Annotated in this window: 21 protein-coding genes and 1 pseudogene; 6 read left to right on the top strand and 16 right to left on the bottom strand. The window is 72.0% G+C overall.

From position 1 onward, the window contains the following. Positions 1–5: 5 nt before the first annotated feature. The 6 genes from DKT69_RS25590 to DKT69_RS25565 all read right to left on the bottom strand — a co-directional run bounded on the left by DKT69_RS25590 (position 6) and on the right by DKT69_RS25565 (position 7,025). On the bottom strand, positions 6–1,259 hold the full coding sequence (locus tag DKT69_RS25590; protein ID WP_109804053.1) for a S1 family peptidase: 1,254 nt from the start codon (positions 1,257–1,259) through the stop codon (positions 6–8). A gap of 184 nt (positions 1,260–1,443) precedes the next feature. Then, positions 1,444–3,132, bottom strand: coding sequence for a ribonuclease J (locus DKT69_RS25585; protein ID WP_109804052.1), 1,689 nt, complete (start codon positions 3,130–3,132; stop codon positions 1,444–1,446). Positions 3,133–3,187: 55 nt separating this feature from the next. Next, positions 3,188–4,111 (bottom strand): 4-hydroxy-tetrahydrodipicolinate synthase, encoded by a 924-nt coding sequence (dapA, locus tag DKT69_RS25580; RefSeq protein WP_109804056.1) that lies wholly within the window; start codon positions 4,109–4,111, stop codon positions 3,188–3,190. 53 nt (positions 4,112–4,164) lie between these two features. Continuing rightward, positions 4,165–4,902 (bottom strand): FAD-dependent thymidylate synthase, encoded by a 738-nt coding sequence (thyX, locus tag DKT69_RS25575; protein ID WP_109804051.1) that lies wholly within the window; start codon positions 4,900–4,902, stop codon positions 4,165–4,167. Between the two features lie 256 nt (positions 4,903–5,158). After that, a complete protein-coding gene (locus DKT69_RS25570) occupies positions 5,159–5,722 on the bottom strand; it encodes a DUF2752 domain-containing protein (RefSeq protein ID WP_109804055.1) in 564 nt (187 codons plus the stop codon). 73 nt (positions 5,723–5,795) lie between these two features. After that, the gene (locus DKT69_RS25565; protein WP_109804050.1) at positions 5,796–7,025 is read right to left on the bottom strand and encodes a winged helix-turn-helix domain-containing protein; all 1,230 of its coding nucleotides are present in this window, start codon (positions 7,023–7,025) and stop codon (positions 5,796–5,798) included. 78 nt (positions 7,026–7,103) lie between these two features. Here DKT69_RS25565 and DKT69_RS25560 point away from each other — a divergent pair, with 78 nt between their 5' ends. After that, positions 7,104–7,655, top strand: coding sequence for a GNAT family N-acetyltransferase (locus tag DKT69_RS25560; RefSeq protein ID WP_109804049.1), 552 nt, complete (start codon positions 7,104–7,106; stop codon positions 7,653–7,655). Here DKT69_RS25560 and DKT69_RS25555 read toward each other — a convergent pair. Further along, on the bottom strand, positions 7,554–8,864 hold the full coding sequence (locus DKT69_RS25555) for a glycosyltransferase family 87 protein (protein ID WP_109804048.1): 1,311 nt from the start codon (positions 8,862–8,864) through the stop codon (positions 7,554–7,556). The two genes, DKT69_RS25560 and DKT69_RS25555, sit on opposite strands and share 102 nt — an antisense overlap. Positions 8,865–8,899: 35 nt before the next feature. Here DKT69_RS25555 and DKT69_RS25550 point away from each other — a divergent pair, with 35 nt between their 5' ends. Both DKT69_RS25550 and DKT69_RS25545 read left to right on the top strand, forming a co-directional pair. Then, the gene (locus DKT69_RS25550) at positions 8,900–9,493 is read left to right on the top strand and encodes a GNAT family N-acetyltransferase (protein WP_109804047.1); all 594 of its coding nucleotides are present in this window, start codon (positions 8,900–8,902) and stop codon (positions 9,491–9,493) included. 61 nt (positions 9,494–9,554) lie between these two features. Next, the gene (locus DKT69_RS25545; protein ID WP_109804046.1) at positions 9,555–10,520 is read left to right on the top strand and encodes a sigma-70 family RNA polymerase sigma factor; all 966 of its coding nucleotides are present in this window, start codon (positions 9,555–9,557) and stop codon (positions 10,518–10,520) included. A 104-nt stretch (positions 10,521–10,624) separates the two neighbouring features. On the opposite strand, the gene DKT69_RS25540 is transcribed toward DKT69_RS25545, so the two are convergent. Next, positions 10,625–11,263, bottom strand: a complete 639-nt coding sequence (locus DKT69_RS25540) for a C39 family peptidase (RefSeq protein WP_109804045.1) — start codon at positions 11,261–11,263, stop codon at positions 10,625–10,627. A 462-nt stretch (positions 11,264–11,725) separates the two neighbouring features. Between DKT69_RS25540 and DKT69_RS25535 the strand changes: the two genes are divergently transcribed. Continuing rightward, positions 11,726–12,337, top strand: coding sequence for a DUF6230 family protein (locus tag DKT69_RS25535; RefSeq protein ID WP_109804044.1), 612 nt, complete (start codon positions 11,726–11,728; stop codon positions 12,335–12,337). Between the two features lie 31 nt (positions 12,338–12,368). Then, positions 12,369–13,852: pseudogene (locus DKT69_RS41440) on the top strand (DUF6114 domain-containing protein). 23 nt (positions 13,853–13,875) lie between these two features. On the opposite strand, the gene DKT69_RS25520 reads toward DKT69_RS41440, so the two are convergent. The 8 genes from DKT69_RS25520 to DKT69_RS25485 all read right to left on the bottom strand — a co-directional run bounded on the left by DKT69_RS25520 (position 13,876) and on the right by DKT69_RS25485 (position 25,363). After that, on the bottom strand, positions 13,876–14,928 hold the full coding sequence (locus DKT69_RS25520; protein ID WP_109804042.1) for an NlpC/P60 family protein: 1,053 nt from the start codon (positions 14,926–14,928) through the stop codon (positions 13,876–13,878). 36 nt (positions 14,929–14,964) lie between these two features. Continuing rightward, complete coding sequence (locus tag DKT69_RS25515) at positions 14,965–15,450, bottom strand: poly-gamma-glutamate biosynthesis protein PgsC/CapC (protein WP_109804041.1); 486 nt, start codon at positions 15,448–15,450, stop codon at positions 14,965–14,967. After that, positions 15,447–16,733: a poly-gamma-glutamate synthase PgsB gene (pgsB, locus tag DKT69_RS25510; RefSeq protein WP_236648341.1), complete on the bottom strand. Its 1,287-nt coding sequence runs from the start codon at positions 16,731–16,733 to the stop codon at positions 15,447–15,449. Before pgsB ends, DKT69_RS25515 begins: the two co-directional genes overlap by 4 nt. After that, positions 16,690–19,002: a HAMP domain-containing protein gene (locus DKT69_RS25505; protein ID WP_161557948.1), complete on the bottom strand. Its 2,313-nt coding sequence runs from the start codon at positions 19,000–19,002 to the stop codon at positions 16,690–16,692. Before DKT69_RS25505 ends, pgsB begins: the two co-directional genes overlap by 44 nt. A gap of 201 nt (positions 19,003–19,203) precedes the next feature. Next, positions 19,204–20,370: a CapA family protein gene (locus DKT69_RS25500; protein WP_109804040.1), complete on the bottom strand. Its 1,167-nt coding sequence runs from the start codon at positions 20,368–20,370 to the stop codon at positions 19,204–19,206. Positions 20,371–20,512: 142 nt separating this feature from the next. Beyond that, a complete protein-coding gene (locus DKT69_RS25495) occupies positions 20,513–22,525 on the bottom strand; it encodes a gamma-glutamyltransferase family protein (protein WP_146231203.1) in 2,013 nt (670 codons plus the stop codon). A gap of 516 nt (positions 22,526–23,041) precedes the next feature. Next, positions 23,042–23,815: a 4-hydroxy-tetrahydrodipicolinate reductase gene (dapB, locus tag DKT69_RS25490; RefSeq protein WP_109804038.1), complete on the bottom strand. Its 774-nt coding sequence runs from the start codon at positions 23,813–23,815 to the stop codon at positions 23,042–23,044. A gap of 177 nt (positions 23,816–23,992) precedes the next feature. After that, the gene (locus DKT69_RS25485; protein WP_109804037.1) at positions 23,993–25,363 is read right to left on the bottom strand and encodes a M16 family metallopeptidase; all 1,371 of its coding nucleotides are present in this window, start codon (positions 25,361–25,363) and stop codon (positions 23,993–23,995) included. Positions 25,364–25,439: 76 nt separating this feature from the next. On the opposite strand from DKT69_RS25485, the gene DKT69_RS40120 reads away from it, so the two are divergent. Beyond that, positions 25,440–25,637: hypothetical protein (locus DKT69_RS40120; protein ID WP_236648340.1), on the top strand; the 198-nt coding region annotated here is incomplete at its 3' end.

The raw sequence follows: 25,637 nt of genomic DNA, 5'->3' as shown, positions 1-25,637 counted from the left end.
GCTTACTACGCGTCTCGTGGGCTCGGAGATGTGTATAAGAGGCAGGGCGGGGCGGTGGCGTCGCCACCGGCGGGCGGCGCGGCCGGCGCCGACCGGCCGGCCGCGGTGACCAGGGTCAGGTTGTTGCGCTGGAGGATCTCGTTGACCGGTTGGAAGAAGGTGACGCCGCCCTGCGTGCAGTCCCCGGACCCACCGGAGGTGACCCCCTGCGCCTGGTCGCCGGAGAGCCACGCGCCGCCGGAGTCGCCTGGTTCGGCGCAGACGTTCGTCCGGGTCAGCCCGGTGACCGTTCCCTCCGGATAGTTCACCGTGGCGTTCTTCGCCTGGATCACGCCGCAGCGAGTGCCGGTGGTCGAGCCGGAGCGGCAGACCGAGGCGCCGACGGGGGCCTCGGTGGAGCCGTTCACCGGCACCGTGCCGCCGTTGAAGTCGTTCACCACGCCCTGCGGCGTCCACTCGCCGTTCACCTCGACCACCGCCCAGTCGTCCGCGGGGAACGACGAGGCGGCGAAGGTGCCCTGGGCGATCCGGTTCGCGCCGGTGGTCCGTTCGCCCGGCCGGCCGCAGTGCCCGGCGGTGACGAAGCCGCCCACCACTGAGAAGCCGACCGAGCAGCGGCCGGCGTTGTTGATGAAGAACGCGTCGCCGCCGCGTACGTCGAACAGCGGGCGGGGCGCCTCCGCGACGGCCCGCACCCGGATCGACCCGGCGGGCACGCCGCTGGCCTCGGCGAACCGCCGGCCGGCCGCCTCCGCACCCGGCTGGGCGAGCACCACCACCGAGTTGGTGGCGACGTCGACGTACCAGCCGGAGACGTCCGGGCCGGCCTTGCCGCCGGCCGAGTCGAGCCGGCTCTTCACCGCGTCCAACTCCCGGACCCCCCGGTCGACCTGCTTCGGCACCGCGCCGGCCGCCGTCACCTGCGCCGCCCGCGCCGGGTCGGCCACCGCCACGGTCAGCGTCGCGCCGTCGGCGCTGAGCCAGCTGCCGCCGTAGTCCTCGCCCAGCTCGCCGCGGAGCCGGGCGACCGTGCCCGCCGCCCACCGCTCGGTCCTCAGCCGCTTCGTCGCCTGCTCCCGGCTCAGCGAGAGGTCGCGGCTCATGGCGTCCACCACCTCCGGCGCGACGCCGTCGGACGCTGCGGGCGCGCCGCCGCGGGACGCCGTGCCCTCCCCGGCGAACGACGGCAGGGTCACGGCCGCCGCCGCTCCCACCGCCGCCACCAGTACGCCGATGGCTGTGATCCGTCTGCGGTCCATCCGCCACGCTCCTCCCGGCCGGCGCGGGGTACGCCTGCCGGAGCGGAGTACGGAGACGAACGCCGATCGGTTGAAGTGACCGTCGACGATCCACCGAGCGTGGTCGGGCGACGCCGGGACGTACCCGGAGAGTGACGACGCCGGCCCACCGCGGACGGTGGACCGGCGTGCGGAGCGGCTGGGGTCAGACCTCGACCACGGTCGGGACGATCATCGGCCGCCGCCGGTACGCGTCGTTGACCCACCGTCCGACGGTGCGCCGGACGATCTGCTGGAGCTGGTGCGGGTCGGTGATGCCGTCCGCGGCGGCCCGGTTGAGCGCGTCGGTGACCAGCGGGATCACCGGGTTGAACGCCGCCGGATCCTCGGAGAAGCCCTTCGCCGACAGCGTCGGACCGGCGACCACCTTGCCGGTCACCGAGTCGACCACCACGGTGGTGGCGATGAAGCCGCCGTCGCCGAGGATCCGCCGCTCGGTGAGCAGCGACTCGCTGACGTCGCCGACGGCGAGACCGTCGACGTAGACGTACCGGCTCCGCACGTGCCCGACCAGGCTGGCGCGGCCCTCGACCAGGTCGACCACGTCGCCGTCCTCGCAGAGCACCACCCGGTCCGGGGCGACCCCGGACTCGATGCCGAGGCGGGCGTGGGCGCGCAGGTGCCGCCACTCGCCGTGCACCGGCATGAGGTTGCTCGGGCGGACCATGTTGAGCAGGTAGAGCAGCTCCCCGGCGGGGGCGTGGCCGGAGACGTGCACCTTGGCGACGTCCTTGTGCACGACCACCGCGCCGGCCCGGGCCAGCCGGTTGATCACCCGGTAGACGGAGGTCTCGTTGCCGGGCACCAGCGACGAGGCCAGCACCACGGTGTCGCCTGGGGCGATGGTGATGTGCCGGTGGTCGCCGCTGGCCATCCGGCCCAGGGCGCTCATCGGCTCGCCCTGCGAGCCGGTGGACATCAGCAGGATCTGCTCGGGCGGCAGCGTGGTCGCCTCCTCGATCCCGATGACCAGGCCCGCCGGGATGTTGAGCAGGCCGAGGTCCCGGGCGATGCCCATGTTCCGGACCATGGACCGGCCGATCAGGGCCACCTTGCGGCCGTGCTCGACCGCCGAGTCGAAGACCTGCTGCACCCGGTGCACGTGCGAGGCGAACGAGGCGACGATGATCCGCCCCTTGGCCTTCGCGAAGATCGAGTCGAGCACCGGCCCGATCTCCCGCTCCGGGGTGACGAAGCCGGGGATCTCCGCGTTCGTGGAGTCGGACAGCAGCAGGTCGACGCCCTCGGCGCCGAGCCGGGCGAAGCCGGCCAGGTCGGTGATCCGGCCGTCCAGCGGGAGCTGGTCCATCTTGAAGTCGCCGGTGTGCAACACCAGGCCGGCCGGCGTGCGGATGGCCACCGCCAGCGCGTCCGGGATGGAGTGGTTGACGGCGAAGAACTCCAGCTCGAACGGGCCGAGCCGCTCCCGGCCGCCCTCCCGCACGGTCAGTGTGTACGGCTGGATCCGCCGCTCGGCCAGCTTCGCCTCGACCAGGGCGAGGGTGAACTGGGAGCCGACCAGCGGGATGTCCGACTTGTGGGCGAGCAGGTACGGCACGGCGCCGATGTGGTCCTCGTGACCGTGGGTGAGCACGATCGCCTGGATGTCGTCGAGCCGGTCCAGGATCGGCCCGAAGTCGGGCAGGATCAGGTCCACGCCCGGCTGCTCGACGTCGGGGAAGAGCACCCCGCAGTCGACGATCAGCAGCTTGCCGTCGTACTCGAAGACGGTCATGTTCCGGCCGATGGCGCCGAGTCCGCCGAGCGGGATGATCCGCAGGCCACCCTCCGGCAGCGGCGGGGGCAGTTCACCCTCGAAGTGCGCCTCGGTCACGCGTCCACCTCATTCTGCGACGCCGTCACGCGGCGTCCGTCGTGTCGTTGGATCATCAGGGCAGTTCCAGGCCCGCCGCCGCGCAGTCCGCGCGCAGCTGGGCCAGTTCGTCGGTGGTGGCGTCCACCAGCGGGGGTCGTACCGGGCCGGCCGGCAGGCCCTTGGCCGCCAGGCCCGCCTTCACCAGGATCACGCCCTGGGTACGGAAGATGCCGGTGAACAGGGGCAGCAGCCGCCGGTGCAGGTTCAGCGCGGTCGTGGTGTCCCCCGCGTCGTACGCCTCGATCATCTGCTTGGCCAGTACACCGGTGAAGTGCGTCGACGTGCCGACCAGGCCGACGCCGCCGACGGCGAGCGCGGGCAGGGTCAGCGCATCCTCCCCGCTGTAGTAGGCCAGGTCGCTGCGGGCGAGCACCCAGGAGGTGGCGGTCAGGTCCCCCTTGGCGTCCTTGACCGCGACGATCCGGCCGTGCTCGGCGAGCTTCACCAGCGTATCGGTGGCGATCGGCACGCCCGAACGGCCCGGGATGTCGTAGAGCATGATCGGCAGCCCGGTGGCGTCCGCGACCGCGGTGAAGTGCCGCAGCAGGCCGCTCTGCGGCGGCTTGTTGTAGTACGGGGTGACCACCAGCAACCCGTGTGCGCCGGCCTTCTCCGCCGACGCGGCCAGCTCGATGGTGTGCCGGGTGTCGTTGGTGCCGACCCCGGCGACGATCCGGGCCCGGTCGCCGACCGCCTCCACGACGGCGCGGATCAGGGTCTCCTTCTCCGCGTCGGTGGTGGTCGGCGACTCGCCGGTGGTGCCGTTGACCACCAGCGCGTCGTTGCCCTGCTCGTCGACCAGGTGGTTCGCGAGGCGTACGGCGCCGTCGAGGTCGAGGGACCCGTCCGTGGTGAACGGGGTCACCATGGCCGTCAGCAGTCGCCCGAACGGGCGCGACGCGCCCCGGTCGGGGGCGGCAGGGTGGTCGTGCGTCATGTTCACAACCTAGCGGACGACCACCGGGGCTCCGGCGGGGAAGGGCGCAGGAGTCACTCGGCGTGCGGGCTGGCCGCCACCTCGGTGCCGTCCGGCAGGGTGGAGGTCACGAAGTCGGCGAAGACGTTCGGCGCGACGCCCTTGAGCTGCCGCAGGCACTCCACGGCCAGCTCGCGGATCTCCACGTCGGCGTGCTCGGTGGCGCGCATCTTGATGAAGTGCCGCCAGGCCCGGTAGTTGCCGGTGACCACGATCCGGGTTTCGGTGGCGTTGGGCAGCACCGCCCGGGCCGCCTGCCGGGCCTGCTTGCGGCGCAGCGTCGGGTTCGGCTCGTCGGCGAAGCGCTGCTCCAGGCCCTCCAGCAGCTCGTTGTACGCCCGGACGCTCGCCTCGGCGGCCTCGACGAACTTCTTGTGCAGCTCCGGGTCGTCGGCGATCACCGCCGGCTCGACCATGGCGGCGTCCCGCTCCGGCACGTACCGCTGGGACAGCTGGGAGTACGAGAAGTGCCGGTGCCGGATCAGCTCGTGGGTGAACGAGCGGGACACTCCGCTGAAGTAGAAGCTCACGGAGCCGTGCTCCAGCACCGAGAGGTGCCCGACCTCCAGGATGTGCGCCAGGTAGCCGGCGTTGGTCGCGGTGGCCGGGTTCGGCTTCTTCCAGCTCTGGTAGCAGGCCCGGCCGGCGAACTCGGCGAGCGCCTGCCCGCCCTCTGCGTCGGTCGACCACGGCACCTCGTCCGGGGCCTGGAACTGGGTCCACGCGATCAGCTTGACCTGAGGCTGCACCATCTCCGGCATTCCTGGGACTGTAGTGGCCGGACGCCCGGTGGCGAAACTTGGACGCGCGGACGTGAAAGCGCCCACCATCAGCGAATCCCGGACACGTCCCGGTCGCGGCGACCGACGGGTGTCCAAGATCTCCCAGCGCGGGCAGCGCGGGCAGCTCTCTGTTCGTCCGCCTATGGCCGCGCCAGGCAGGAGGCGCCGCGACGGGCAGGACGGGCCGCGAGGCGGAGTCGGGCACGGATCCCGGGCCCGGGGCCGGTCAGACGTAGAGCGCGGTGAAGGGCGCCCAGGGCAGGTTGCGCAACACCGAGAAGGCGAGCCAGGCGGCCAGGAAGCCGCCGATCACCTTGGGGCTGAGCCGCAGCTCCGGCAGGCGCCAGCCGAACGCCTGGTTCCCCGCCCAGGCGACGAAGAGGTAGGCGAGGAACGGCAGCGAGAAGACGAAGAGGAAGTGGTGCCGGGCGGCGGCCGGCAGATCGGCGTGCAGCACGTACCAGAGGGCCCGGGTGCCGCCGCAGCCCGGGCAGTCCAGGCCGGTGGTGAGCTTGAGCAGGCAGGTCGGCCGGGCGTCCGGGTCGCTGTGGGTGGGGTCGCTGACCAGCGCGTACGCCATGCCCATGCCGACGCAGCCGAGCGCGGCCAGCGGCACCGCCCAGCGTGGGGCGCGCTCGTGCAGGCGGATCACCAGCCGGGTGAACCGGTCCGGCTCGACGGGCTGGTAGGCCGCCGGCTGCGGCCAGCCGCCGGCCGGGACCTCGCCGGTGGGCCAGGCCGCCGGCCCGGGCTCCGCGTGCCCGGCGCCGGGAACCGCCGGGGCGGTCAGGGCCGTCGGGGAGACACCGTCGGGGACCTGCTGGCCCGGCTGGGTGGCCGGCCGGTCGACGCTCGTCACGCGCTCACCGTACACCGGCGACGCCCGCCAGCACGGCGGCCAGCGGCACCGCGAGGTCCCCCGCCGCGGGCGGGGCCACCGCGTCGAGACCGAGCCATCCGGCCAGCCGGTACAGCTCGGCGGCCAGGGCCACCGCGGTCTCCCCCGGGTCGGCCCCGGGTTCGATCCAGGCGGCCGGCACGAGCAGCACGCCCGCCTTGCGGTCGGCCTTCAGGTCGACCCGCGCGGTGAACCGCTCCCCCTGCAGGAACGGCAGCACGTAGTAGCCGTGCACCCGGTGCGGGGCGGGCACGTAGATCTCGATGCGGTAGCTGAAGCCGAAGAGCCGCTCGGTGCGGGCCCGCTCCCAGACCAGCGGGTCGAACGGGCTGACCAGGGTGTTGTTCCGCACCCACCGGGGCAGCCGGGCCTGCGCGTGCAGGTACGCCGGCTGCCGCCAGCCCGGCACCGTGACCGGCGTCAGCTCCCCCGCCTCGACCAGCTCGGCGACCGCCCGCCGGGCGCCGGCCAGCGGCAGTCGGAAGTAGTCGCGCAGCTCCGGCTCGGCGGCCACGCCGAGCGACCGGGCGGCGACCGACACCAGGGCGCGCCAGGCGTCGGCGTCGCTCGGCGTGGGCGCGTCGAGCACGGCGGCCGGCAGCACCCGCTCGGGCAGGTCGTAGCGGCGGGCGAACGAGGTGGTCCGCTCGGCGGCCGTCACCTCACCGGCCCAGAACAGGAACTCCAGCGCCCGCTTCACCGCCGACCAGTTCCAGCCCCAGTTGCCGGTCTCCCGGGGCGCGTCGTGCTCGATCTCGGCGGCGGTCAGCGGGCCCCGGGCGGCCACCTCGTCGCGGACCCAGGCCACCAGCTCGGGCTGCTCCTGCGCGATGCGGCGCATGCCGCCCCAGGCCTCCTCGCGGGCCTTCGCCATCCGCCAGCGCAGGACCGGCTGCAGCCCGACCGGGATCAGCGACGCCTCGTGCCCCCAGTACTCGAACAGCTCACGGGGGCGGCGGTAGGCCGCGGCGTCCAGCAGCGTGGTCGGGTACGGCCCGAGCCGGCTGTAGAGCGGCAGGTAGTGCGCCCGTTGCAGCACGTTGACCGAATCCATCTGGATCAACCCGACCCGGTCGAGCACCCGGCGCAGGTGCCGGCGGGTGGGTGCACCGCCGGGCGCCGGGTCGGCGAAGCCCTGGGCCGCGAGGGCGATGCGCCGGGCCTGGGCGAGCGAGAGCGATTCCGGGACAGCCATCGTCGGGCACCCTAATCCACCGGTACGACGCCGGAGCGGACGCTGGACCGATCGCCCCTGAGGACATAGAACGGACGGATGCTCACCATTCGCCGCGAGGAGCCGGACGACGCCGAGGCGATCGCCCGGGTGCACGTGCGGAGCTGGCAGGCCGGCTACGCCGGGATCATGCCGGACGAGGTGCTGCGCCGGCTCAACCCGGCGGCCTGGGCGCAGCGCCGCCGGGACCTCGGCACCGCCGACCCGGAACACCCGTTCACCACTCTGGTCAGCGCGGACGAGGGTGCGGTCACCGGCTTCGCCACGTTCGGGCCGTACCGCAACGACCAGGACCGGGCCGACCTCGACCCGGCGTACGGGGAGATCCTGGGCATGTACGTGGAACCGGCGCGCTGGGGCGACGGGACCGGCCGGGCGCTGCTGGCCGCGGCCCGCGCCGGGCTGGCCGAGCGGGGCTGGACCGAGTACCGGCTCTGGGTGCTGGCCGACAACGTCCGGGCCCGCCGCTTCTACGAGCGGGCCGGGCTGTCACCCGACGGGCTGGAATCCACCTACCCGGTGCCGCTCTCCGGCGGACGTGACCCCGTCGGTCTTGTCGAGCTGCGGTATACCGCCCGGCTCGGCGAGTGACCCGGCCGGCCCCGGCTCCCGGCCGGGCCCGCCGTGGGTCGGCGTCGTCCAGCGCCGGATCGGCAGGCCGAGCAGCAGGGCCAGGCTGATCCAGACGTAGGTGTTGCTGCCCAGGAAGCCGTCCACGCCGCTGAAGTCCTTCTCCCAGGCCCAGACGATCCGGCTGATCAGGAAGCCGTACCCGATGATCGCGGCGGCCAGCAGGACGCGGCGCCGGCGGCCCCGTGCGGGCACCGCCATGGCGTTGTCCACCAGCAGGATCAGTCCGGGGATCAGCCAGACCAGGTGGTGCACCCAGGTCACCGGGCTGACCAGGCACATCATGGCGCCGGTCAGCGCCAGGCCGGTGGCCTCGTCGCCGACGGCCACCGCGGCCCGGGCCCGCCAGGCCCAGACGGCGAGGGTGGCCAGCACCAGCGCCAGCCAGGCCAGCGTGCTCGGATGCTCCGGGTCGAGCCGGGCCACCACCCCGCGCAGCGACTGGTTGGAGACGAACGCCAGCTCCCCGACCCGGCCGGTGTTCCACAGCGCCTCGGTCCAGAACTCCCGCGAGGCGTCCGGGAAGAGCGCGGCGGCCAGCAGGCTCGCCCCGGCGGCGGCGGCCATCGCGGTGAACGCGGCCCGCCAGCGCCGGGTGACCAGCAGGTACACGATGACGACGCCCGGCGTCAGCTTGATCGCGGTGGCCAGGCCGATGCCCACCCCGGCCCACCGGTTGCCGGCCGGAAGCAGCCGCAGCAGGTCTACCGCCACCAGGAAGAGCAGCAGCGTGTTGACCTGGCCGAAGTTGACCGTCTCGCGCATCGGTTCGAACGCGGCGGCCAGGCAGAGCGCCACCGCGAGGGCGAACCAGCGGGTCCAGCCGGCCCGGCGGGCGATCGGGTCGACCAGCCACCAGATCAGCACCGCGCTGGTCAGCACGCTGGCGGCCACGCTCACCGTGATCGCCGCCGGCCAGGGCAGGTACGCCATCGGCAGCATCACCAGCGCGGCGAACGGCGGATAGGTGAAGCCGTACTGGGTGCCGGCCTTGAGGAAGTCGTAGATCTCCCCGCCGTCGTGCACCCAGAAGGTCAGCGCGCCGTAGTACACCTTCAGGTCGAAGAAGCCGTGCCGCATGGCCGCGACGGAGAGGAAGGCGGCCACCGCCACGGCGAGCACCAGCACGCCGGCGACCTGCCCGTACGTCCGTCTGGCACCCTGCGCCACCGTCGCCCCCCTCGCCCTGCGTAGGCTCACGTGCCATGGCTCTCGGGTACGTCCGCCCGGCGCGTCCCGAGGACGCCGGCGAGATCGCACGAATCCAGCTCGCGACCTGGCGGGTCGCGTACCGCCGGATCCTGCCCCGGCACGTGCTCGACAACCTGGACGAGGCGTACCTCGCCCGGCGGTGGAACGCGGCGGTGCAGGAGCCGCCCTCCGGCGCGCACCGCGTGCTGGTCGCCGTCGAACAGGCCGAGCAATCGTATCTGGTGGGATTCGCCGCATCCGGTCCGGCCGACGCGGAGGCGCTCGCCCCGGGCGAGCCCGCCGAGGCGCTCGCCGACGGTGTGGTGGCGGTGACCGACCTGCTGGTCGAGCCGCGCTGGGGTCGACGCGGGCACGGCAGCCGGCTGCTCTCCGCCGCCGTGGACCTGTGGCGGGAAGACGGCTTCACCCGGGCGGTGGCCTGGGCGTTCGACGGGGACGAGGCGACCCGGGAATTCCTCACCAGCACCGGCTGGGAGCCGGACGGCGCGGCCCGGGCGCTGGACGTGGACGACATGCTTGTCCCCCAGCTCCGGCTGCACGTCGCGGTGCCCACCGAGCCGGCGACCGGGCCGGCCGCCGAGGCCTGATCGTCCCGCCGCCGCCACGTCGGCGGTACGCGCTGTCGGAGGATCGGCCTACGGTGGCTCCATGACCACGGCGACCGCGAGGACGACCGGCGACCTGGAGGAGTTCCGGGTCGAGCTGACCGGCTACGCCTACCGGCTGCTCGGCTCGCCCTTCGACGCCGAGGACGCGGTGCAGGAGACGCTGCTGCGGGCCTGGCGCGGCCTCGACCGCTTCGACGGCCGGTCCAGCCTGCGCACCTGGCTCTACCGGATCCTCACCAACGTCTGCCTGGACCAGCTTCGCGGCCGTGGACGGCGGGCCCTGCCGATGGATCTCGGCGCCCCGTCGGCGCCGGTGGCGGCGTCGCTCGGCGAGCCGGGGCCGGTCGGCGACTGGCTGGAGCCGATCCCGGACGCGGCGGTGCTGCCCGGGGACCCGGCGGAGCTGGCGGTGGCCCGCGAGTCGGTCCGGTTGGCGTTCGTGGCCGCGTTGCAGCACCTGCCGCCCCGGCAGCGCGCGGTGCTGATCCTGCGGGACGTGCTGCGCTGGCACGCCGACGAGGTCGCCGAACTGCTCGGGGCCAGTGTGGCGGCGGTCAACAGCGCCCTGCAGCGCGCCCGGGCGACGCTGGCCGACGTCCCCGAGGCGGGCCGGCACGCCGGGGCCGACCTGGACGACGAGCACCGCGACCTGCTCGACCGGTATGTGGACACCTTCGCCCGGTACGACATCGACGCCCTGGTCGCGCTGCTGCGGGAGGACGCCGTGCAGTGCATGCCGCCGTATCCGATGTGGCTGCGCGGGGCGGTCGACATCGGGCGGTGGTTGGTCGGGCCGGGCGCCGGCTGCCGGGGCTCCCGCCTGGTGCCGATCGCGGCCAACGGAGGCCCGGCCGTCGCGCAGTACCGGCCCGATCCGGATGGCGGCCACCGGGCGTTCTCGATCCAGCTGCTGGAGTTCTCCGGCGGGCGGATCTCCCGGCTCACCCACTTCCTTCAGCCGGGCCTGTTCCCCCGCTTCGGGCTGGCGCTCCGCCTCGATCCCTGACCCCCGCTCTGGCAGAGGGCCCGGGCAGCGGAAGCTGGCGCGGACGGACGCTGGCCAGGCCCCCTTTGGTGGGAGCCCGGCCAGCGTCCGTGGGTGGGTCGGGGTCAGCTGGAGTAGCCGCGTTCGGCGACCCAGTCGGCGACCTTCTGGTCGCTCATCCAGTAGTGCCCGTCCCGGGCGTACGGATCGGCGATCTGCAGCGTCTCACCGCCGTTGCGGTACCCGATGATGGTCAGGTAGTGCCCGTCCGGGTACGTGTGCGGGACGCCTTCGGTGTCAACGGCCGTGCCGGTGATGTTGGCTACCACACCGCGCTTGGCGTCGATCGCCTCGACCACGTCAGCGCGCAGCTTGTCGACCTGCTGCGCCTGGGCGGTGGGGCCGTTGATCTCGGTGGTCTCGTAGCCCCCGCCGGTCACGTCGTTGAGAACTCGGGTGGTCTCGCTGGCGGAGCTGGTGCCGGCCTTGGTGGTGCCGAGCTTCTTGGCGACCTGTTGCTGACTGAGGATCTTGCCCTGGGTGGACAGCGCGATCCTGGTCGCGGCCGGGGCGCAGAAGTAGGAGTTCGGCTGGCGCTGGTAGTCGTGCGCCAGCACCCGCTTGCCCGCGTCGGTCGGCGCGGGCTGGGCCGCGTGGACTGGCCCGCTCTGGGCGGGAAGGGCCTCGGCGGCGGTCGCCGGACCGAGCATGGTGCCGGCGACCAGGAGACCGACGGACAGACTCCGGCTGAGCGTTGCGTTCATGTCAAGCTCCCATCGGTTGGCGCCTCCAGGGACCGGAGACGCAAGCACGGTTGGGATGAGATCGCCCGTGGTACGCCGGAGGTCGTCCGCCTCCGGCCGATCCCGGATCTCCCGGGCTCTCGATCGGCTTCCTCGGGCGCTCAACAGCCGGTTACCCGACCGGGGTCCGCGAAAACGGCACAGCTTACCTGAGTAGGAGGGAAATAGGGGCAGCTTCGGGAGATGCCCGGGGCCCGGATGGTTGTTTTTTTCTGACGACTCGCTCCGCCGTGCCCGTCTGCGGCAATCCGCAAATCCTGAGTCGGACTCATGTTAGCGTCGAGTAGTCACTCAATGTGACCTGCGCCTCATGGGCGCACCCATGAGTGCCCGATCGTCATCCCAGGAACGAGTGACGAGACCGACGCGACGGCCTCCCGTCCCGTCCGTCCACCCGCGCGAAGTCCACCCTGAGGAGGAATCGTGCAGGATCGGTCCGACAACCCGGGTCGCACGCGCTGGGGGCGCTTCCTCGCCCTCCTGGTGCCCACTTCCGCCGTCGCCGGCGCGATCGTGCTCGGCATGTCGAACGGGGCGATGGCCGCCTCGTTCGCGGTCTCCGGCCAGACGTTCAAGGTCTCCGCCTCAGAGTTGCGCGGTGAGGGCTTCGTCCAGTTCGGGGGCATCGCCCAGGAGGTCGACGGGACGAAGCATCCGGTCGCCGTCACCGGCATCCGGAAGGCAGAGCTGTTCGACCTGTGCCAGTCGGTGAAGACACCCGGCGTCCCGGTGGTGCTCACCATTACCGCCGGTGGGGGCGGCAGGCCCGCCACCGCGAAGGACCTGTTGATCGACGTGGAGTCGCTGGAAGGCGACGTCGTGTTCCAGAACATCAACATCGGGCAGGACGCGTCGACCCTCCAGGGCGGCCCTCCGGGCGCGACAGGCGACCGGAAGGCCTTCGGCCAGCAGGCCGAAGCGGTGAACATCAAGAACCTTCGACAGGTGGCCCGTGCCACCCATGCGGGCACGTTCAACCTGACCGGACTGAAGCTGAAGGTCAACGTCGGGTCGGCTGCCAAGGAATGCTTCTGAGCTGACCGCTGGGCTCGCGGGGAGCACGCCCGTGAGCCCAGTCCCGTCAACCGGCAGGAGGCACGATGTGACAACTGTCCAACTGCCACGACGCGGCCGCCCTGGGCTTGCGTGGCACGGCTTCCGCCGCTGGCGACGGGCCCGCCCGTTCTGGGGCGGCCTGCTCACCGCACTGGCCGGTCTGGAAATCTTCGGCACGACCCAGATGTCACTCAGTGGTCTCACCTTCCAGATGGGGCCGACCGGCTTCCTGTCCTGGCTGATACCCGCCATCCTGGTCACCTGCGGGCTGTTGATCTGGTTCAGGCCGCAGCAGCGGATCTTCTACGCCGTGGTCGCCGCGGTGACCGCGCTCTTCTCCTTGATCGGGGTGAACCTCGGCGGCTTCTTTCTGGGTCTGATGCTCGGCGCGGTGGGCAGCGCACTCGGCTTCGCCTGGGTGCCGGGGGCCGCACCGACCGTCCCGCCGGGTGGCGGGTCGGCCGCCGACGGCAGTGAGCGGCACGAGCCGGCTCCCGACGAGGGCGCCCCTGACGGACCGACCGACGCCGAGGACGGGCGTGACGAGTCGGCCGAGAATGAGCCGGCGGCGCGGGACATGCGGACGCGCGGTGCGGACCCTGACCTGCTGGACCGGGAGACAGCCGGCAACCCGCCGCTCCCGAGCAGCCGGCCCTCGTCGAAGAGCTGATGTCGGAAGCGGACGGCACCGGGCCGCGGCTGGCGCGGCCCGCGTCCGCCGGGTGTGACGAGGCGACGGCGCCCGGGAGGGCGACAATGGCGACCTCCGCACCGTCGACACGATCGTGGTGGGCCGCCCGCCGAGCCGGCGGGTCCGCGGCTCCCAGGATGCCCGGGCAGTCCGAGCCGCGGCTCTTCGCGGCGCTGCTCGGGCTGCTCGGCCTGTCTGCCGCCGTGGCGCTCGCCGCCCCGGAGCCGGCGCGCGCCTGCGCCCCGGCCGGTTCGGCGCGGGCGGGGACCGCCGCCCCCGAGCCCTCAGCTCCCGATACCGGCTGCGCCACCCCGCCCCCGCCGCCGAGCGGCGGGGGCGGGGTGGGGCGGATGTGGCCGTGGCTCGCCGCCGACCCGACACAGCCGCTGGCCGCCGGGAGCCGATGGAAGCTGACCGGGTCGGCGGTGACCATGACCGGCCTGCGCCTGGACGGCATCGTGGACCTGCCCACCGCCGAGGGCAGCCTGAGGGCGTTGAAGTTCACCATGGACCAGGCGGTCGTCGACGACTTCCTGCTCCGCTCCACCGGGCCGGCGGACCGGACCACGCTCTTCGCGGCCGATCGGATGACCCTGCAGGGGAAGGTCGCCCTCTACACGACCCGCTTCGCCGGCCGGATGGTCGGCATCGAGATCATCCTGACGCCGGACCTGCCGTTACCCGACGGCATCCCGGCCACGCCGCCCAGCCCGATCACCTTCACCGACACCGCCGTCGACCTGGCCTTCGTCGGCAGCGACGCCCTCACCGCCGGGCCGACCCTCAGGGTGGCCATCGACTGAGCCGCCCGGTCGGTGGATCGGGCTCAGAGCCGGCGGGCGGTGCGCCACCGGTCCGGCCAGTAGCCGGTGCCGTCCAGCAGGGGTGCCCCCGAGAGGTCGCCCATGGTCGGACCATCCGTCTGGGATCGGCTGGAGATGAACCGGTGATGCCCGCCGTCATCGACGCCGAGGTAGATACCTGAATGATCGATCTGGCCGGTCGGTATTGGCTGGGCATTGAAGAAGACCAGGTCGCCGGGGAGCAGGCGGTCCATCCCCCGGGCCCGCTGACCCGAGTTGGGCATCAGCTGGACGCCCGGTCCGAACTCGGCCATCGCGAACGCCCGGCGGGGAAGGCCCTCCCCCGGCGTGTTCGTGCCCCGGAGCGGATAGCCGAGCCGGTGACCGTAGACCATCCGCAAGTAGCCGGAGCAGTCCAGAGCGAGCTGGCGCTGCGGCTCGGGCACCCCCGCCTTCCCGTCGAGGAACGACCACGGCAGGCCCAGGTAGTCGAAGAAGTCGGAGCGCTCCTGGCGACCATCCGGGTCCGCCGGATCGATCGGCCCGAACGACGCGTCACCGGAATACTGCTGTCCCTGGTTGTCCTTCTTCACTGGGGCCCCGTCGACGTACTCGAACGCGATCGCCAGCACGTCCGGCGAGCGGTCCTTGCGGGCGGCGCCGAGCCAGTCGACGAACCACTGCTCATGTTCGGCACCGGCGTGCCACGCCTGCGGCGCCAGCCGAACCCACACGTTGCTCTCGACCTTGGCATCGGTGAAGCGGGGCTCCTCGAAGGTTCGGGACGGGCCGTAGATGTTCGCGGTCCGCGCGCCGTCGGTCATGATCGCGACCGGCTGTCCGGAAGAGTCCAGGATCTCGGTGCGATCCGGGCCGGTCGACCGCTGGTAGGTGTATCCCATGGCACCGCGCGTCGGGCCACCGGCGGCCTTGGCGGCGCCCAGGGTCAGCTCCGGTTGATCCGAGGGCGACGGCCGTACCACGACGTAGGTCGCCATGCTCAGCGCCACCACCACGGCCAACATGGCCAGGGTGAGCAGTGGAGTCCGACTGCGAAGGTACCTCAGGTACTTCATGCCTGTTCTCCTTTCGCAACTCGGTTCCGCAATCGGTCAGGTCACTGGCACGAAACCGGCGACGACGCCGCTGTACGCGACCCCGAAGGTGATCCCGGTGACCACGAGGGTTGCCAAGATGGTGGCCCGGGGCGGCTGGCGCACCAGTTGGTACGCGATGAGGCCCGGGATGACGAAGCCCAGCGTCTGGTGGGCGAACAGCAGCGGGAGGTCACGCTGGACGATGACGAACAGCGTCAGTTGGAGTACCACGCTGACCAGCACGATCGCCGCGAACAGCCGCTTTCCGTAGAGGATCACCACCCGTTGCAGCACCCGGGCGATGAGGTAGGTCAATACGGTCACCGCCACGACGATGACCGCCTGGAGCTGGTCCTCGATGAGGGTCAGCGCGATCCAGCCCGGCGTGATCATGCCGCCGGGTGAGAGGTTGGTGGTCAGATAGCACAGCAACGCGAACACCAGTCCGATGCCGAGGCTCGCGGTGGCCAGTTGGGCACTGAGTTCTCCGCCGAAGGTCATCGTTGCGTCCTTTCCCAGGTCGGCAGGCGAAGCGTGGAGCCGGACTCCGAGCCGTCCTCGCAAATCCACCCCGGCAACCTCGCCAGCTCGTGGAGCAACACCTCACCCTGCCCGTGAATGTTGCCGACGGCGACGATCGAGGAGTCGTCCGGCGTCGCCGCGGTGACGCCTTCGAGCAGCCGGCTCGGATCCGGCTTGCCGCCGAGATCGACCACCCGGTCCTGGAGTTCCGCCGGAATGGCCGTCCGCGCGCTCTTGGTCACCTCTCCGATCAGGATGATGGTCTCGGGCCGTACCCGACCGCTCAGCTCGCCCATCTGGCCGTTGCGTTCGATCCGGTCCGGTCGGCAATTGATCACCATGGTCAGCGGGCGGGTGATGAGGTGCTGGCCCTCCAGCTGCTGGATGTTCATGAAGGTCGACTCGGGGTCGTTGGCGGCGAAGATGTTCGCGAACCGCATGCGCTTGTCGCCGTGCATCACCCGCGCCACGGACAGCACGCCAGGGTCCGGCGGCGCCTCCCACATGCCCTTGAGTGCGCTGTGCCGGTCGACGCCCAGTTCTTCCGCAACGGCCAGCGCGATGGCGACGTTCTCCTTGAAGGTGATCCAGCCGAAGCCGTCCATCTCCTGGTCGGTCACCGACTCGGGGTCGACCGCGACGAGTCGGCAGTCCCGCCGCTCGGCCTCCTCCTGCAGGATCGCCAGCCGCTCCCGCTCTGCGGTGACGCAGACACCCCCGACCGGCATGGACCGGCTCAGGGACCGGGCGACATCGTCGAGGGTGGGGCCCATTTCGGTGAGATGGTCCTCGCGTACGTTGCACAGCACGCCGATGTTCGACCGGATCAACTTGCTCTGGTTGACCTCCTGCAGCGCCGGCATCACCGCCATGCACTCCATGACCAGGACGTCCGGGTGGTACACGGCGGCCCGCCGCACGATGCCGATCTGCTCGGCCACGTTCGCGATGCCGAACTTGCGGTGCACCGGCTCCTCGGTCGCATCGGGGAAGATGAAGCGGGCCGCGGTGCCGGTGGTCTTGGCCACCACCACCCGGCCGCCGCCGCGTAGCGCGCCGGCACAGAGCCGGGTGATCGAGCTCTTGCCCCGGATGCCGTTGACCAGGACCCGGTCCTGGATCCGGTCCAGGTTCCGATAGTGGTTGCGCTGCTCGACGACTCCCGCGACCAGCAGAGCCAGGGAGCACATGACGAGCACGATGTAGAGGTACGCCACGTCAACCCCTTTCGTCTCGATCGTCGGGACGATGATCGGCGCCATCGCCGGGTGGTGACGCGGCCCGATCGGCATCAGGCGGCTGCGGGACCTCGGGGAGGACGATGGTGAGGTCCTCCTCCGCGCCGCGCAGACGGGTCGCACCGCCCAACCGGCTGGAGCCGGTGTGCCGGACCTGACGGCAGATTTCGAGACACATCGCCAGAGCCCCGATGTCGTCGTGCCGTTGCGGCGGGATCGGCTGCTCGACGGAGCCGTCGTTGATCCGGTCGGCCTCGGTGGCGAGCCGTCGCAGTGGCCGGGCGAAGACGAAGTACTGCCACACCTGGCTGAGCAGCACGCCCCCCGTCGCCAGGCCGGCGACCAGCAGAGTCCACCGGCGCCCGTCGCTCTGCGGCAACCGCAGCCCGGCCAGGTCCTGCTCCACCACGAGCGACCACTTCAGCGGAGCGACCGTGTTGGGCTTGTTCAGACCGGCCGCGGCGATCAGCGCCGGAGCCCCGGCGGGCGTCTCCGCCATACCGACGGTGCCACCCCGCAACGCCTCGGCGGCCGCTGCCCGCGCCGTTCCCTCCAGCTCCTGGAAGGCGCGGAAACCCTGCGAGTCGAAGACGGTGCGCAGGTCCTCGTCCACCACCCGCACCTGCCCGTCCACCGCACGCAGCATCTCCAGCAGGTAGTCGATGTTGAACTCACCGACAACGGCGACCCCGTTGGTGGCCACCCGCCAGGCGTAGACCACCGGAACCCGCGAGGTCTGGTTGTCCAGATCGATGCCGCTCTCACCCCGCAGCGGCTCGTTCCGCAGCGGATCACGTCCCGCGGAGCTGACCACCGATCCGTTCTGGCCGAGGATGTAGAGACCGCGGAAGCGGTTCTTGTCGGCAATCTCCTGCTCGAGGACCGGGGTCATCTGCGCCGGGTCGCCGGCCTCGGTCGCCTGGGAGATGCGGACCACGGTCTGCAGACCGTTGTTCAGCGCCTTGCCCATGACGGTGCTCGCCGCCTCGGCTCTGCTCTCCTCGTCCCTGACCAGCTGGTCGGGTATCGCCGGCTGTGCGGTGCGGAGCGTGTAGCCCACCGCCGCGGCAGGCCAGAGCAGAGCCGCCACGGTCGCCAGGCTCAGGACAAGCGTCGCTGTCGGGCGCCACCGCCAGCGCCACCACCTGCGCGGGGCGCTGGGAGCCGAGGCGTCGCCGGAGGTGAAGGCCAGCGCGCGGGCGATCCGATGCGCCTCGGCCACCCCCAGCCAGTGCCGCTTGGTGGAGGTGTCGCCACAGGCGTTGGCCCTGGCCTGCTGCAGCAGCGACCTTACCGGGCGGACCACCGCCAGCCGCATCAGCAGGAAGCCCGGCACCGCCAGCGCCAGCAGCGTCAGGCCGAGCAGGAAGCCCTGGAGGGTGGAGGTGCCTCCCGTCTCGTCCGCGACGATCAGGGTGGCCACCGTCGCCCCGGTTTCCCCGACCGGCGCGGAGGAGACGACGAGTTGCTTGTCCGGCCACTCGGTCACCCGGATCGGGTGACCCTCGCTCGAGCCCGACTGTGCCAGATTGCGGAACACCACCGGCAGGTGGACCTCACTCACGGCGCTGACCCCCTGCATCAGGGTGCTCTTGCCGTCCGGTGTGATGACGAAGACGCCCTGCCGTGCGGTGGGGTTGAGCCGCAGCTCGTCGACGTTGATCGGTTGCACCGCCAGCAGGGTCCGCGCGTCGTCCAGCTTGCTGCTACGCACCAGTGCCGGGCCGTCGTCGGTGGTGATCGGGATCGTGTCCTTGTCGGGCAGCACCGGCGGTAGCTGCCCGAACGGCACACCGGTGCCGGCGGTCGCCAGGGGGCGGCGGGAAGCGTTCTCGACGATCGCCACTCCGCTCCAGTCCGTACCATTGCCGACCAGCTGTTTCACGAACTCCGCATCCGGCACCGACGGGGGACGGCCGGCCACCCGCTCGTCAAGATCCTCGATGGAGTGGTTGATGGTCAGTCGCATGCTGGAGGCGACCTTCAACACGTTGTCCTGCTGCGAGTCGATCACCGCCGGAGGCACGGCGCGCTGACTGTGCACCGCGAACCCCAGCACGAGGGCCGCGGCCAGCACCATGGTCGACCAGAGATACACCAGCGACGGCTTACCGGAGCCCGCCGGGAAGCCGGCGGCCGGCAGCTGCTGGTCGAGGGCTCGCCGCCGCCAGGCGACCACCTGCTCCTGTGACGGCGAGCCGCCTGCGGCCGCTACCGGGGCGCGTCCGCGAAACGTCTCCTGGCCGGTCCGCCGCTCGGAATCCGGCTCCTGCCCACTGCTTTTTTGTCCCATGGCGACCCCTTCCCTTCCGCGGGCATCGGAAGTTGCACGGTCAAAATCAATTGTCGAGCGAGGCAGGGTGAGGGAACTTCACCCTGGCGGGATGAACCCGAGCCGGCGGCGGAGCCTCACGTTGGCCACCGCGGCTGTCGGGGCGGGCAGGCAGATGGAGCGCGCCGCGGTCGGGCCGGCCGCTTCCGGCGGGGAGCCGGTTCAGCGCCTCACGTGCAGCCCGGCGGCGAGCGCCCCACGGCTGTCGAGGTATCCGGTGATCCGATCCATCGTGGCGGTGTAGCGGGCACGCCGGCGATCACCGGCGGGCAGGTGCTCAAGGGTGCGAGGCAGGTCCACGACGCGGATGGTCGGTTCGAGGGAGAGCCAGATCGGGATCGCCTCGGCCCGGGTGGCCACCCACCGCCCGTCGGGCCTCTCGGTGAAGGTGAACTTGGCCAGCACCCCCTCCCGATTGGCGTCCTTGGGAAAATCGTGGCGGGCGAGGGTGTTTCCGACGCCGTAGGCGATCCACTTGTCGCCGGCCCGCTCGAAGGGCTGCACGACGTGGGCGTGGTGACCGATGATCAAGTCGATGTTCGGGTCGGCGATGAGCTGCCTGGCCCAGGACTGCTGCTCGCCGTCGGGGGGGTGCTGCATCTCCGTGCCCCAGTGGGCGGAGAGCACGATGATCTGGGCGCCGGCTTTTCGAGTGGCGGCGGCGGCGGCACGGATCGCGGCGACATCGATGCGGTTGGCCAGCCACGCCTTGCCGGCCGGCGGCTCCAGGTCGTTGAAGTTCATCGCCCAGGACAGATGGCCGATCTTGACGCCGTTGACCTGGTACATCGTGGGCGTGGCCTGTTCGGTCGCGTTTCGGAAGGTGCCGGTGTGGCGCAGACCGGCGGCGTCGAGGGCGTCGAGGTTGTCGTACACGCCCTGCTCCCCCTGGTCCAGTGCGTGGTTGCTGGCGGTGGAGCAGGTGTCGTAGCCGGCGGTCCGGACCGCGGCGGCCAGGTCGGTGGGAGCCCTGAAGCGCCGAAAGTCCTTGGGCTCACCGGGCCCCATCGGGGCCTCCATGTGGCAGATGGCCAGGTCGGCCGATTCGACGGCGGGACGGATCGAGGCGAAGATCGGGTCGAAGTCGTAGCCGGAGCGGCCGGCTGCCCTGGCGTCGGCCCGCGCCTGCCGCCAGGTTGGCGGGTGGACCAGGATGTCCCCCGAGCCCAGGATGCTGACCTGGCGCGGCGTGCCCGCCTCCGGCGCGGCGGCCGCGGCCGGCTGCGGGGACAGGCGCTCCGGGACGGCGTCGGCGGGCTGCGCCCACCCGCCGGCGGGGGTGACGACGAGCGCGGTGACGAGCACGACACGGACGGCGAATGCACGCATCGGCGGTCCTGCTCCTTTCCTGGGCTGGATGGCGCGGCGGAGTCGAGCACGCCGTCGCCGCGCCCCCGCCGAACCGACCGGTCAGTCGTGTCCCGGCGGATCGGCGAGCTTCGCGGCAGGCGCATACCCCTCACCGGCGGTGCTAACGCCCGGTCGCGGCGCCGTCCCGGCGCTGGTCCGCCGCGCCGAGGAGCTGCTTTCCTCGGACCTCGATCGCGGTGAGGCCACTGTCCAGTGCCATGACTCTCGGGCAGGGGTGCTCGCGGGTCACGAGGTCAGGCAGGTTCAGGGCGATTCGCCTGTTCGCTTCGAGCTCGGAGGGCGCATCCCGCTTCCCGTCACACTTGCGGGTGATGTCCTGTCCGCTGTAGTGGCCCTGATCGAGTGCCTGGGCCGGGCTCATGCGGTCGACGAGGACGCCCACCAGGGTCTGGGTGACGTAGTCAGGAATGTGCGAGCCGCCGGCGGCGCCGATCACGAGCTTCAGCTTCTTCCCCTCGCGGTCGAGCACGAGCGTCGGTGCCTGCGAGGCGGTGGGCCGTTTCTTCGGTTCCTGGACGTTCACCGGCTTGCCGGGCGAGACCGACAAGGTGTCCGTGAAGTTGTTCAGCGCGTTGTTCAGCATCATGCCCCGCGCCTCCAGGTGTGACCCGAAGTGACTGTTGTTGGTCGTGGTCATGGAGATGGCGTTGCCGTCCGCGTCGACGATGCTGGCGTTGCTCGTCGGGTCGCCGACGTCCGTGGTGGCGGGTTGGTCGCTGATCGACGGTGCGGGTGGCGGCACGTTCGGAGGGGTGCCCGGTTCCACCGGATGGATCGCCCGGTCAGGAGAGTAGAGGGCGAACCGGTTGTCCAGATACTTCCCGTCGAGCAGCCCGGCCACGGGCACGTCGTGGAAGTCCGGGTCACCCACGTACGCCCGGCGGTCGAAGTTCGCCAGGCGGCTGACCTCGATGGAGAGGTGGATGCGGTCCGCCGAGGCGGGCTTGGTCCTCGCCACCTGTCCGCGTTCGAGCATCCCGAGCATCTGCAGGGTGGCCACTCCGCCGAACGCTGGCGGCGCCGCGGTGCAGACCGACAGGCCGAGCGCGTTCCGGCACACCTCGGGGCGCTCCACCGCGGTGTAGTCGGCGAAGTCCTGCGGCGTCATGAGACTGGGGATCACCACCGGACCCGCGGTGTTCCCCTTGAGCTTGAGGGGCCCCTTGGCCGCGTGTGCCGCGATCGCCGGGGCGATCTTGCCCGCCGGGTCGTAGAACGCGTCCGCGCCGCCGTCGCGGATCTCGCGCAGCACCTGAGCGATCTCGGGGTTGCGCAGCATCGTTCCGACCGGCTTCGGCTCGTCGCCGTTGCAGTAGCGGGGGCGCAGGTCGGGGTAGTTGCAGCGCTTCCGCCCGTTGAAGCGCTCCTCGAAGCCGTCGTGCAGGCTGGCGGACATCGGAAAGCCGTTCGCGGCGAGCCGGATGGCGTCGTCGAAGAGCTCATCCCACGGGAGGGCACCGTATTCGCTGTGCACCGTCGAGAGCACCCGCAGGGTGCCCGGGACACCGAACGACCGTCCGCTTGCCCCGGCCGCGTTCGGGAACCGATCCGTCCTGAGCGCAGTGCGTTCCTGCTCGGTGGGAGTCCGGACATTCTCGGTCACCTTCTCCGGGGCTCTGGCCAAGCCGTCAAAGAACCGTATTTTCTCCTTGTCGTCGTCCCAGTAGTTGATGAGCGTGCCGCCCGCCAGCCCGGAGGCGTGCGGCTCCACCACGGCGAGCACGGCCTGCACCGCTACTGCCGCGTCCGCAGCCCGGCCGCCCCGCGCGAGGATCCGGCAGCCGGCCTCACTGGCCAGAGGATGGGCGGCCGCCACCATGAACTTCGTACCCACCGCATCGGTCTTGCGGCCGCTGGTCGCATTCGCGCAGACGTCCGAGGGCGCGATCGCTCCCGCTCCGACGGGCACCGTCGCGGCTGGCACGGCGAGCGCGAGCACCAGGGTGGAAATCAGGTGGTGCAGCTTGCGTGCGGACATCTCACAACCCTTTCGGCACTGTTGCAGAAACGGGGGCGCCACGCTCAAGAAGCTCCATTGCAGGCGGGGTGCGGCTGCTCCGGGACATGTCGCTCGGGACCTGGCCCACTCGACGAGGATCCGGCCGGCGGCCACCGCAGGTCGGCCGCCCGGCCCACGCAGGTCGTGGGCACGCCAACGGCCGAGCAGAAGCTGACACCGCTATCATCCTGGCCGCCCGAACGGTGGCGCAGGGCATCGCTGGAAGTCGTTGCGGGCGGGACTGCTGTGCCAGCGGTGCGCAGCAATGACCCAGGAGTCGTCGGCGTCCCGTCATCCTCGATGCCCAGGAACCGATGCACCTCGGCCCACAGGGCCGCGGCGTCCGCATGGTGCCCGGCCCTGCCGCCGATACCCGTTACCGCCCGGGCGTCGACACCGTGCCGGACCCTCCGGACCTGGGTGAGCACGCGGGTGAGCCTGCGCGCCCACCGTCGGGACGACCGGTTTCCGGCGGGGTCGGCCAGCAGCGCCGCCGCCGTCGTGCTGGCCGGGCGGAACCGGGCGCACCGCGGCCCCGCCCCGTCGTTGCGGGCCCGCGCCCCGGTCAGCCGGCCGCGCCCGCCGCTGCGTTGTGGCGCACGGTCTCCCGCTGGTGGGCGGACCGGTGGCTCAGTCGAGCAGGGCGTCCAGGCCGACGGTGAGGCCGGGACGGTTGCGGACCGCGCGCACGGCGAGCAGCACGCCCGGCATGAAGGAGGCCCGGTCCAGCGAGTCGTGCCGGATGGTCAGCGTCTCCCCGGTGGTGCCGAACAGCACCTCCTGGTGGGCGACCAGACCGGCGGCGCGCACGGCGTGGACGCGTACCCCGTCGATCTCGGCGCCACGCGCGCCCGGCACCTCGTCCTTGGTGGCGTCCGGCACGGGACCCAGGCCGGCCTCGGCGCGGGCCGCCGCGATCAACCGCGCGGTGTGCGTCGCGGTGCCGCTCGGGGCGTCCAGCTTGCGCGGGTGGTGCAGCTCGATGATCTCGACGGACTCGAAGTGCCGGGCCGCGCGGGCCGCGAACTGCATCATCAGCACCGCGCCGATGCCGAAGTTGGGGGCGATCACCACGCCCACGCCGGGCTTCCGGTCCAGCCAGCCGCGCACCCGCTCCAACCGCTGCTCGGTGAAGCCGGTGGTGCCCACCACCGCGCTGATGCCCTGGTCGATGCACCAGTGCAGGTTGTCCATGACGACGTCCGGGGTGGTGAAGTCGACGATCACCTCGGCGCCCGCGTCGGAGGCGTTGAACAGCCAGTCACCCTGGTCGATCATCGCCACCAGGTCCATGTCGGAGGCCGCGTCGACCGCCTTGCAGACCTCCATGCCCATCCGACCGCGCGCACCCAGCACGCCGACCCGGATCGGCTCGGCCGGGCTCTTCTCCTGCTCGTCAGTCACGGGGCACAACCTATCCCAATCGGGACGGCGTCACCCGTCCGGACCTCCCCACGTCCCACCCACCGGCCAAGGTCCACTCCGGCTGCGCCGGATCGCGGCCTCCCGCCATGACGGACGGCGCGAGCTGCCGCATCCCACGCCGGGGTCACCGGTGGGCGGGGCGGTGGCGGGCAGGGATCAGGCGGTGAAGTCGTTCGCGCCGAAGGGGCCGACCACCGCGAGCGACATCGGCCGGGCGAGCAGTTCGGCGGCGAGCGCGTTCGCGTCGTCCAGGGTCACCGCGTCGACCCGGGCGAGCAGCTCGTCCACCGGCATCAGGTCGCCGTAGAGCAGCTCCCCCTTGGCCAGCCGGCTCATCCGCGAGCCGGTGTCCTCCAGGCCCAGCACGAAGGAGCCCTTCGACATGCCCTTGCCCCGGGCCAGCTCGTCGGCGGTGATCCCGTCGGCGGCCACCCGGGCCAGCTCGGCCCGGGTCAGCTCCAGCACCTCGTCCACCTTGCCCGGCGCGCAGCCGGCGTAGACCGCGAAGAGGCCGCTGTCGGCGTACTGGCTGGCATAGGAGTAGACCGAGTAGGCCAGGCCACGCCGCTCCCGGATCTCCTGGAACAGCCGACTGGACATCCCGCCGCCGAGGACGTTGTTCAGCACGCCGAGGGCGAAGCGCCGCTCGTCGGTGCGATCGATGCCGGGGCAGCCGAGGATGACGTGCGCCTGCTCGGTCTCCTTCGGCTCGACCAGGGTGGCGGCCGGCTTCGTGCGTACCGCAGGGGTGGCCGGGCGGTGCGGGGCCGGCACCGCCGGGTCGCTGTCCAGCGGGGTGCCGCGCAGGGCCTGGCGGACCAGCTTGACCACGGTGGCGTGGTCGAGGTTGCCGGCGGCGGCGACGACGATCTGCGGCGGCGTGTAGCGGCGCCGGTAGAAGCTCTGGATCTGCCGCCGGGTCATCGGGGTGACCGTCTCCTCGGTGCCGGAGATCAGCCGGCCGAGGGGGTGGTCGCCGTAGACGGCCCGGGCGAACAGGTCATGCACCTCGTCGCCCGGCTCGTCGTCGTGCATGGCGATCTCTTCGAGGATGACGCCCCGCTCGGTCTCCACGTCCGCCGGTTCCAGCACCGAGTCCGCGACCGCGTCGCACATCACGTCGATGGCCAGCGGCAGGTCCTCGTCGAGCACCCGCGCGTAGTAGCAGGTGTATTCCTTCGTGGTGAAGGCGTTGGTCTCGCCGCCCACCGCCTCGATCTGGGAGGAGATCTCCAGCGCGGTCCGCTTCCTGGTGCCCTTGAACAGCAGGTGCTCCAGGAAGTGTGCGGCGCCGGCCTGCGGCCCGGTCTCGTCCCGGGAGCCGACCGCCACCCAGATGCCGAAGGAGACGCTGCGCATCGCCGGGATCGCCTCGGTCAGCACGCGCAGACCGCTGGGCAGCACGGTACGCCGTACCGTGCCACCCAGCGGGTCGTCACTCAGCGTGCGGGTGACCGCCCGCGCCGATCCACCGGCGCGCCCGGGCTGCGACCCGGTGGCGTGCCGGACGGCGCCGGACAGCGCCACCCCCCGTCGACCCGCAGGAAAAGACGAACGCTGGGCCCGACTCACGGAAACCTGCTCTCACTTCGACGAGGGGTGGGTGGTGCGGTGTCACGGCGACGGCTCCAGGTCCCGGCGCGGTGCCAGACCCGCCGAGCTGGAGTCGTCGACGGCCGGGTGGGGACCACGTCCCCACCCGGCCGGTCGTTGCTCAGCTGTGCCGGGTCCGGCGGCGCGGACGCTCGCCGCCCTCGCCGCCCTCGCCGCCGCCCTGGCCGCCCTCGCCACGCTCCGGGCC

Origin of the sequence: Micromonospora sicca (assembly GCF_003172935.1) — a bacterium.
In the GTDB taxonomy this organism is placed as follows: Bacteria; Actinomycetota; Actinomycetes; order Mycobacteriales; family Micromonosporaceae; genus Micromonospora; species Micromonospora sicca.
The sequence above is the reverse complement of the archived record's forward strand: the minus strand, read 5'-3'. Positions and strand labels throughout refer to the sequence as shown.

Coding starts and splice junctions, on each gene's coding strand:
- DKT69_RS25590 (WP_109804053.1), bottom strand. CDS start 1,259: ATGGACCGCAGACGGATCACAGCCATCGGCGTACTGGTGGCGGCGGTG.
- dapA (WP_109804056.1), bottom strand. CDS start 4,111: ATGACGCACGACCACCCTGCCGCCCCCGACCGGGGCGCGTCGCGCCCG.
- thyX (WP_109804051.1), bottom strand. CDS start 4,902: ATGGTGCAGCCTCAGGTCAAGCTGATCGCGTGGACCCAGTTCCAGGCC.
- DKT69_RS25565 (WP_109804050.1), bottom strand. CDS start 7,025: ATGGCTGTCCCGGAATCGCTCTCGCTCGCCCAGGCCCGGCGCATCGCC.
- DKT69_RS25560 (WP_109804049.1), top strand. CDS start 7,104: ATGCTCACCATTCGCCGCGAGGAGCCGGACGACGCCGAGGCGATCGCC.
- DKT69_RS25550 (WP_109804047.1), top strand. CDS start 8,900: ATGGCTCTCGGGTACGTCCGCCCGGCGCGTCCCGAGGACGCCGGCGAG.
- DKT69_RS25545 (WP_109804046.1), top strand. CDS start 9,555: ATGACCACGGCGACCGCGAGGACGACCGGCGACCTGGAGGAGTTCCGG.
- DKT69_RS25540 (WP_109804045.1), bottom strand. CDS start 11,263: ATGAACGCAACGCTCAGCCGGAGTCTGTCCGTCGGTCTCCTGGTCGCC.
- DKT69_RS25520 (WP_109804042.1), bottom strand. CDS start 14,928: ATGAAGTACCTGAGGTACCTTCGCAGTCGGACTCCACTGCTCACCCTG.
- DKT69_RS25515 (WP_109804041.1), bottom strand. CDS start 15,450: ATGACCTTCGGCGGAGAACTCAGTGCCCAACTGGCCACCGCGAGCCTC.
- pgsB (WP_236648341.1), bottom strand. CDS start 16,733: ATGGCGCCGATCATCGTCCCGACGATCGAGACGAAAGGGGTTGACGTG.
- DKT69_RS25505 (WP_161557948.1), bottom strand. CDS start 19,002: ATGGGACAAAAAAGCAGTGGGCAGGAGCCGGATTCCGAGCGGCGGACC.
- DKT69_RS25500 (WP_109804040.1), bottom strand. CDS start 20,370: ATGCGTGCATTCGCCGTCCGTGTCGTGCTCGTCACCGCGCTCGTCGTC.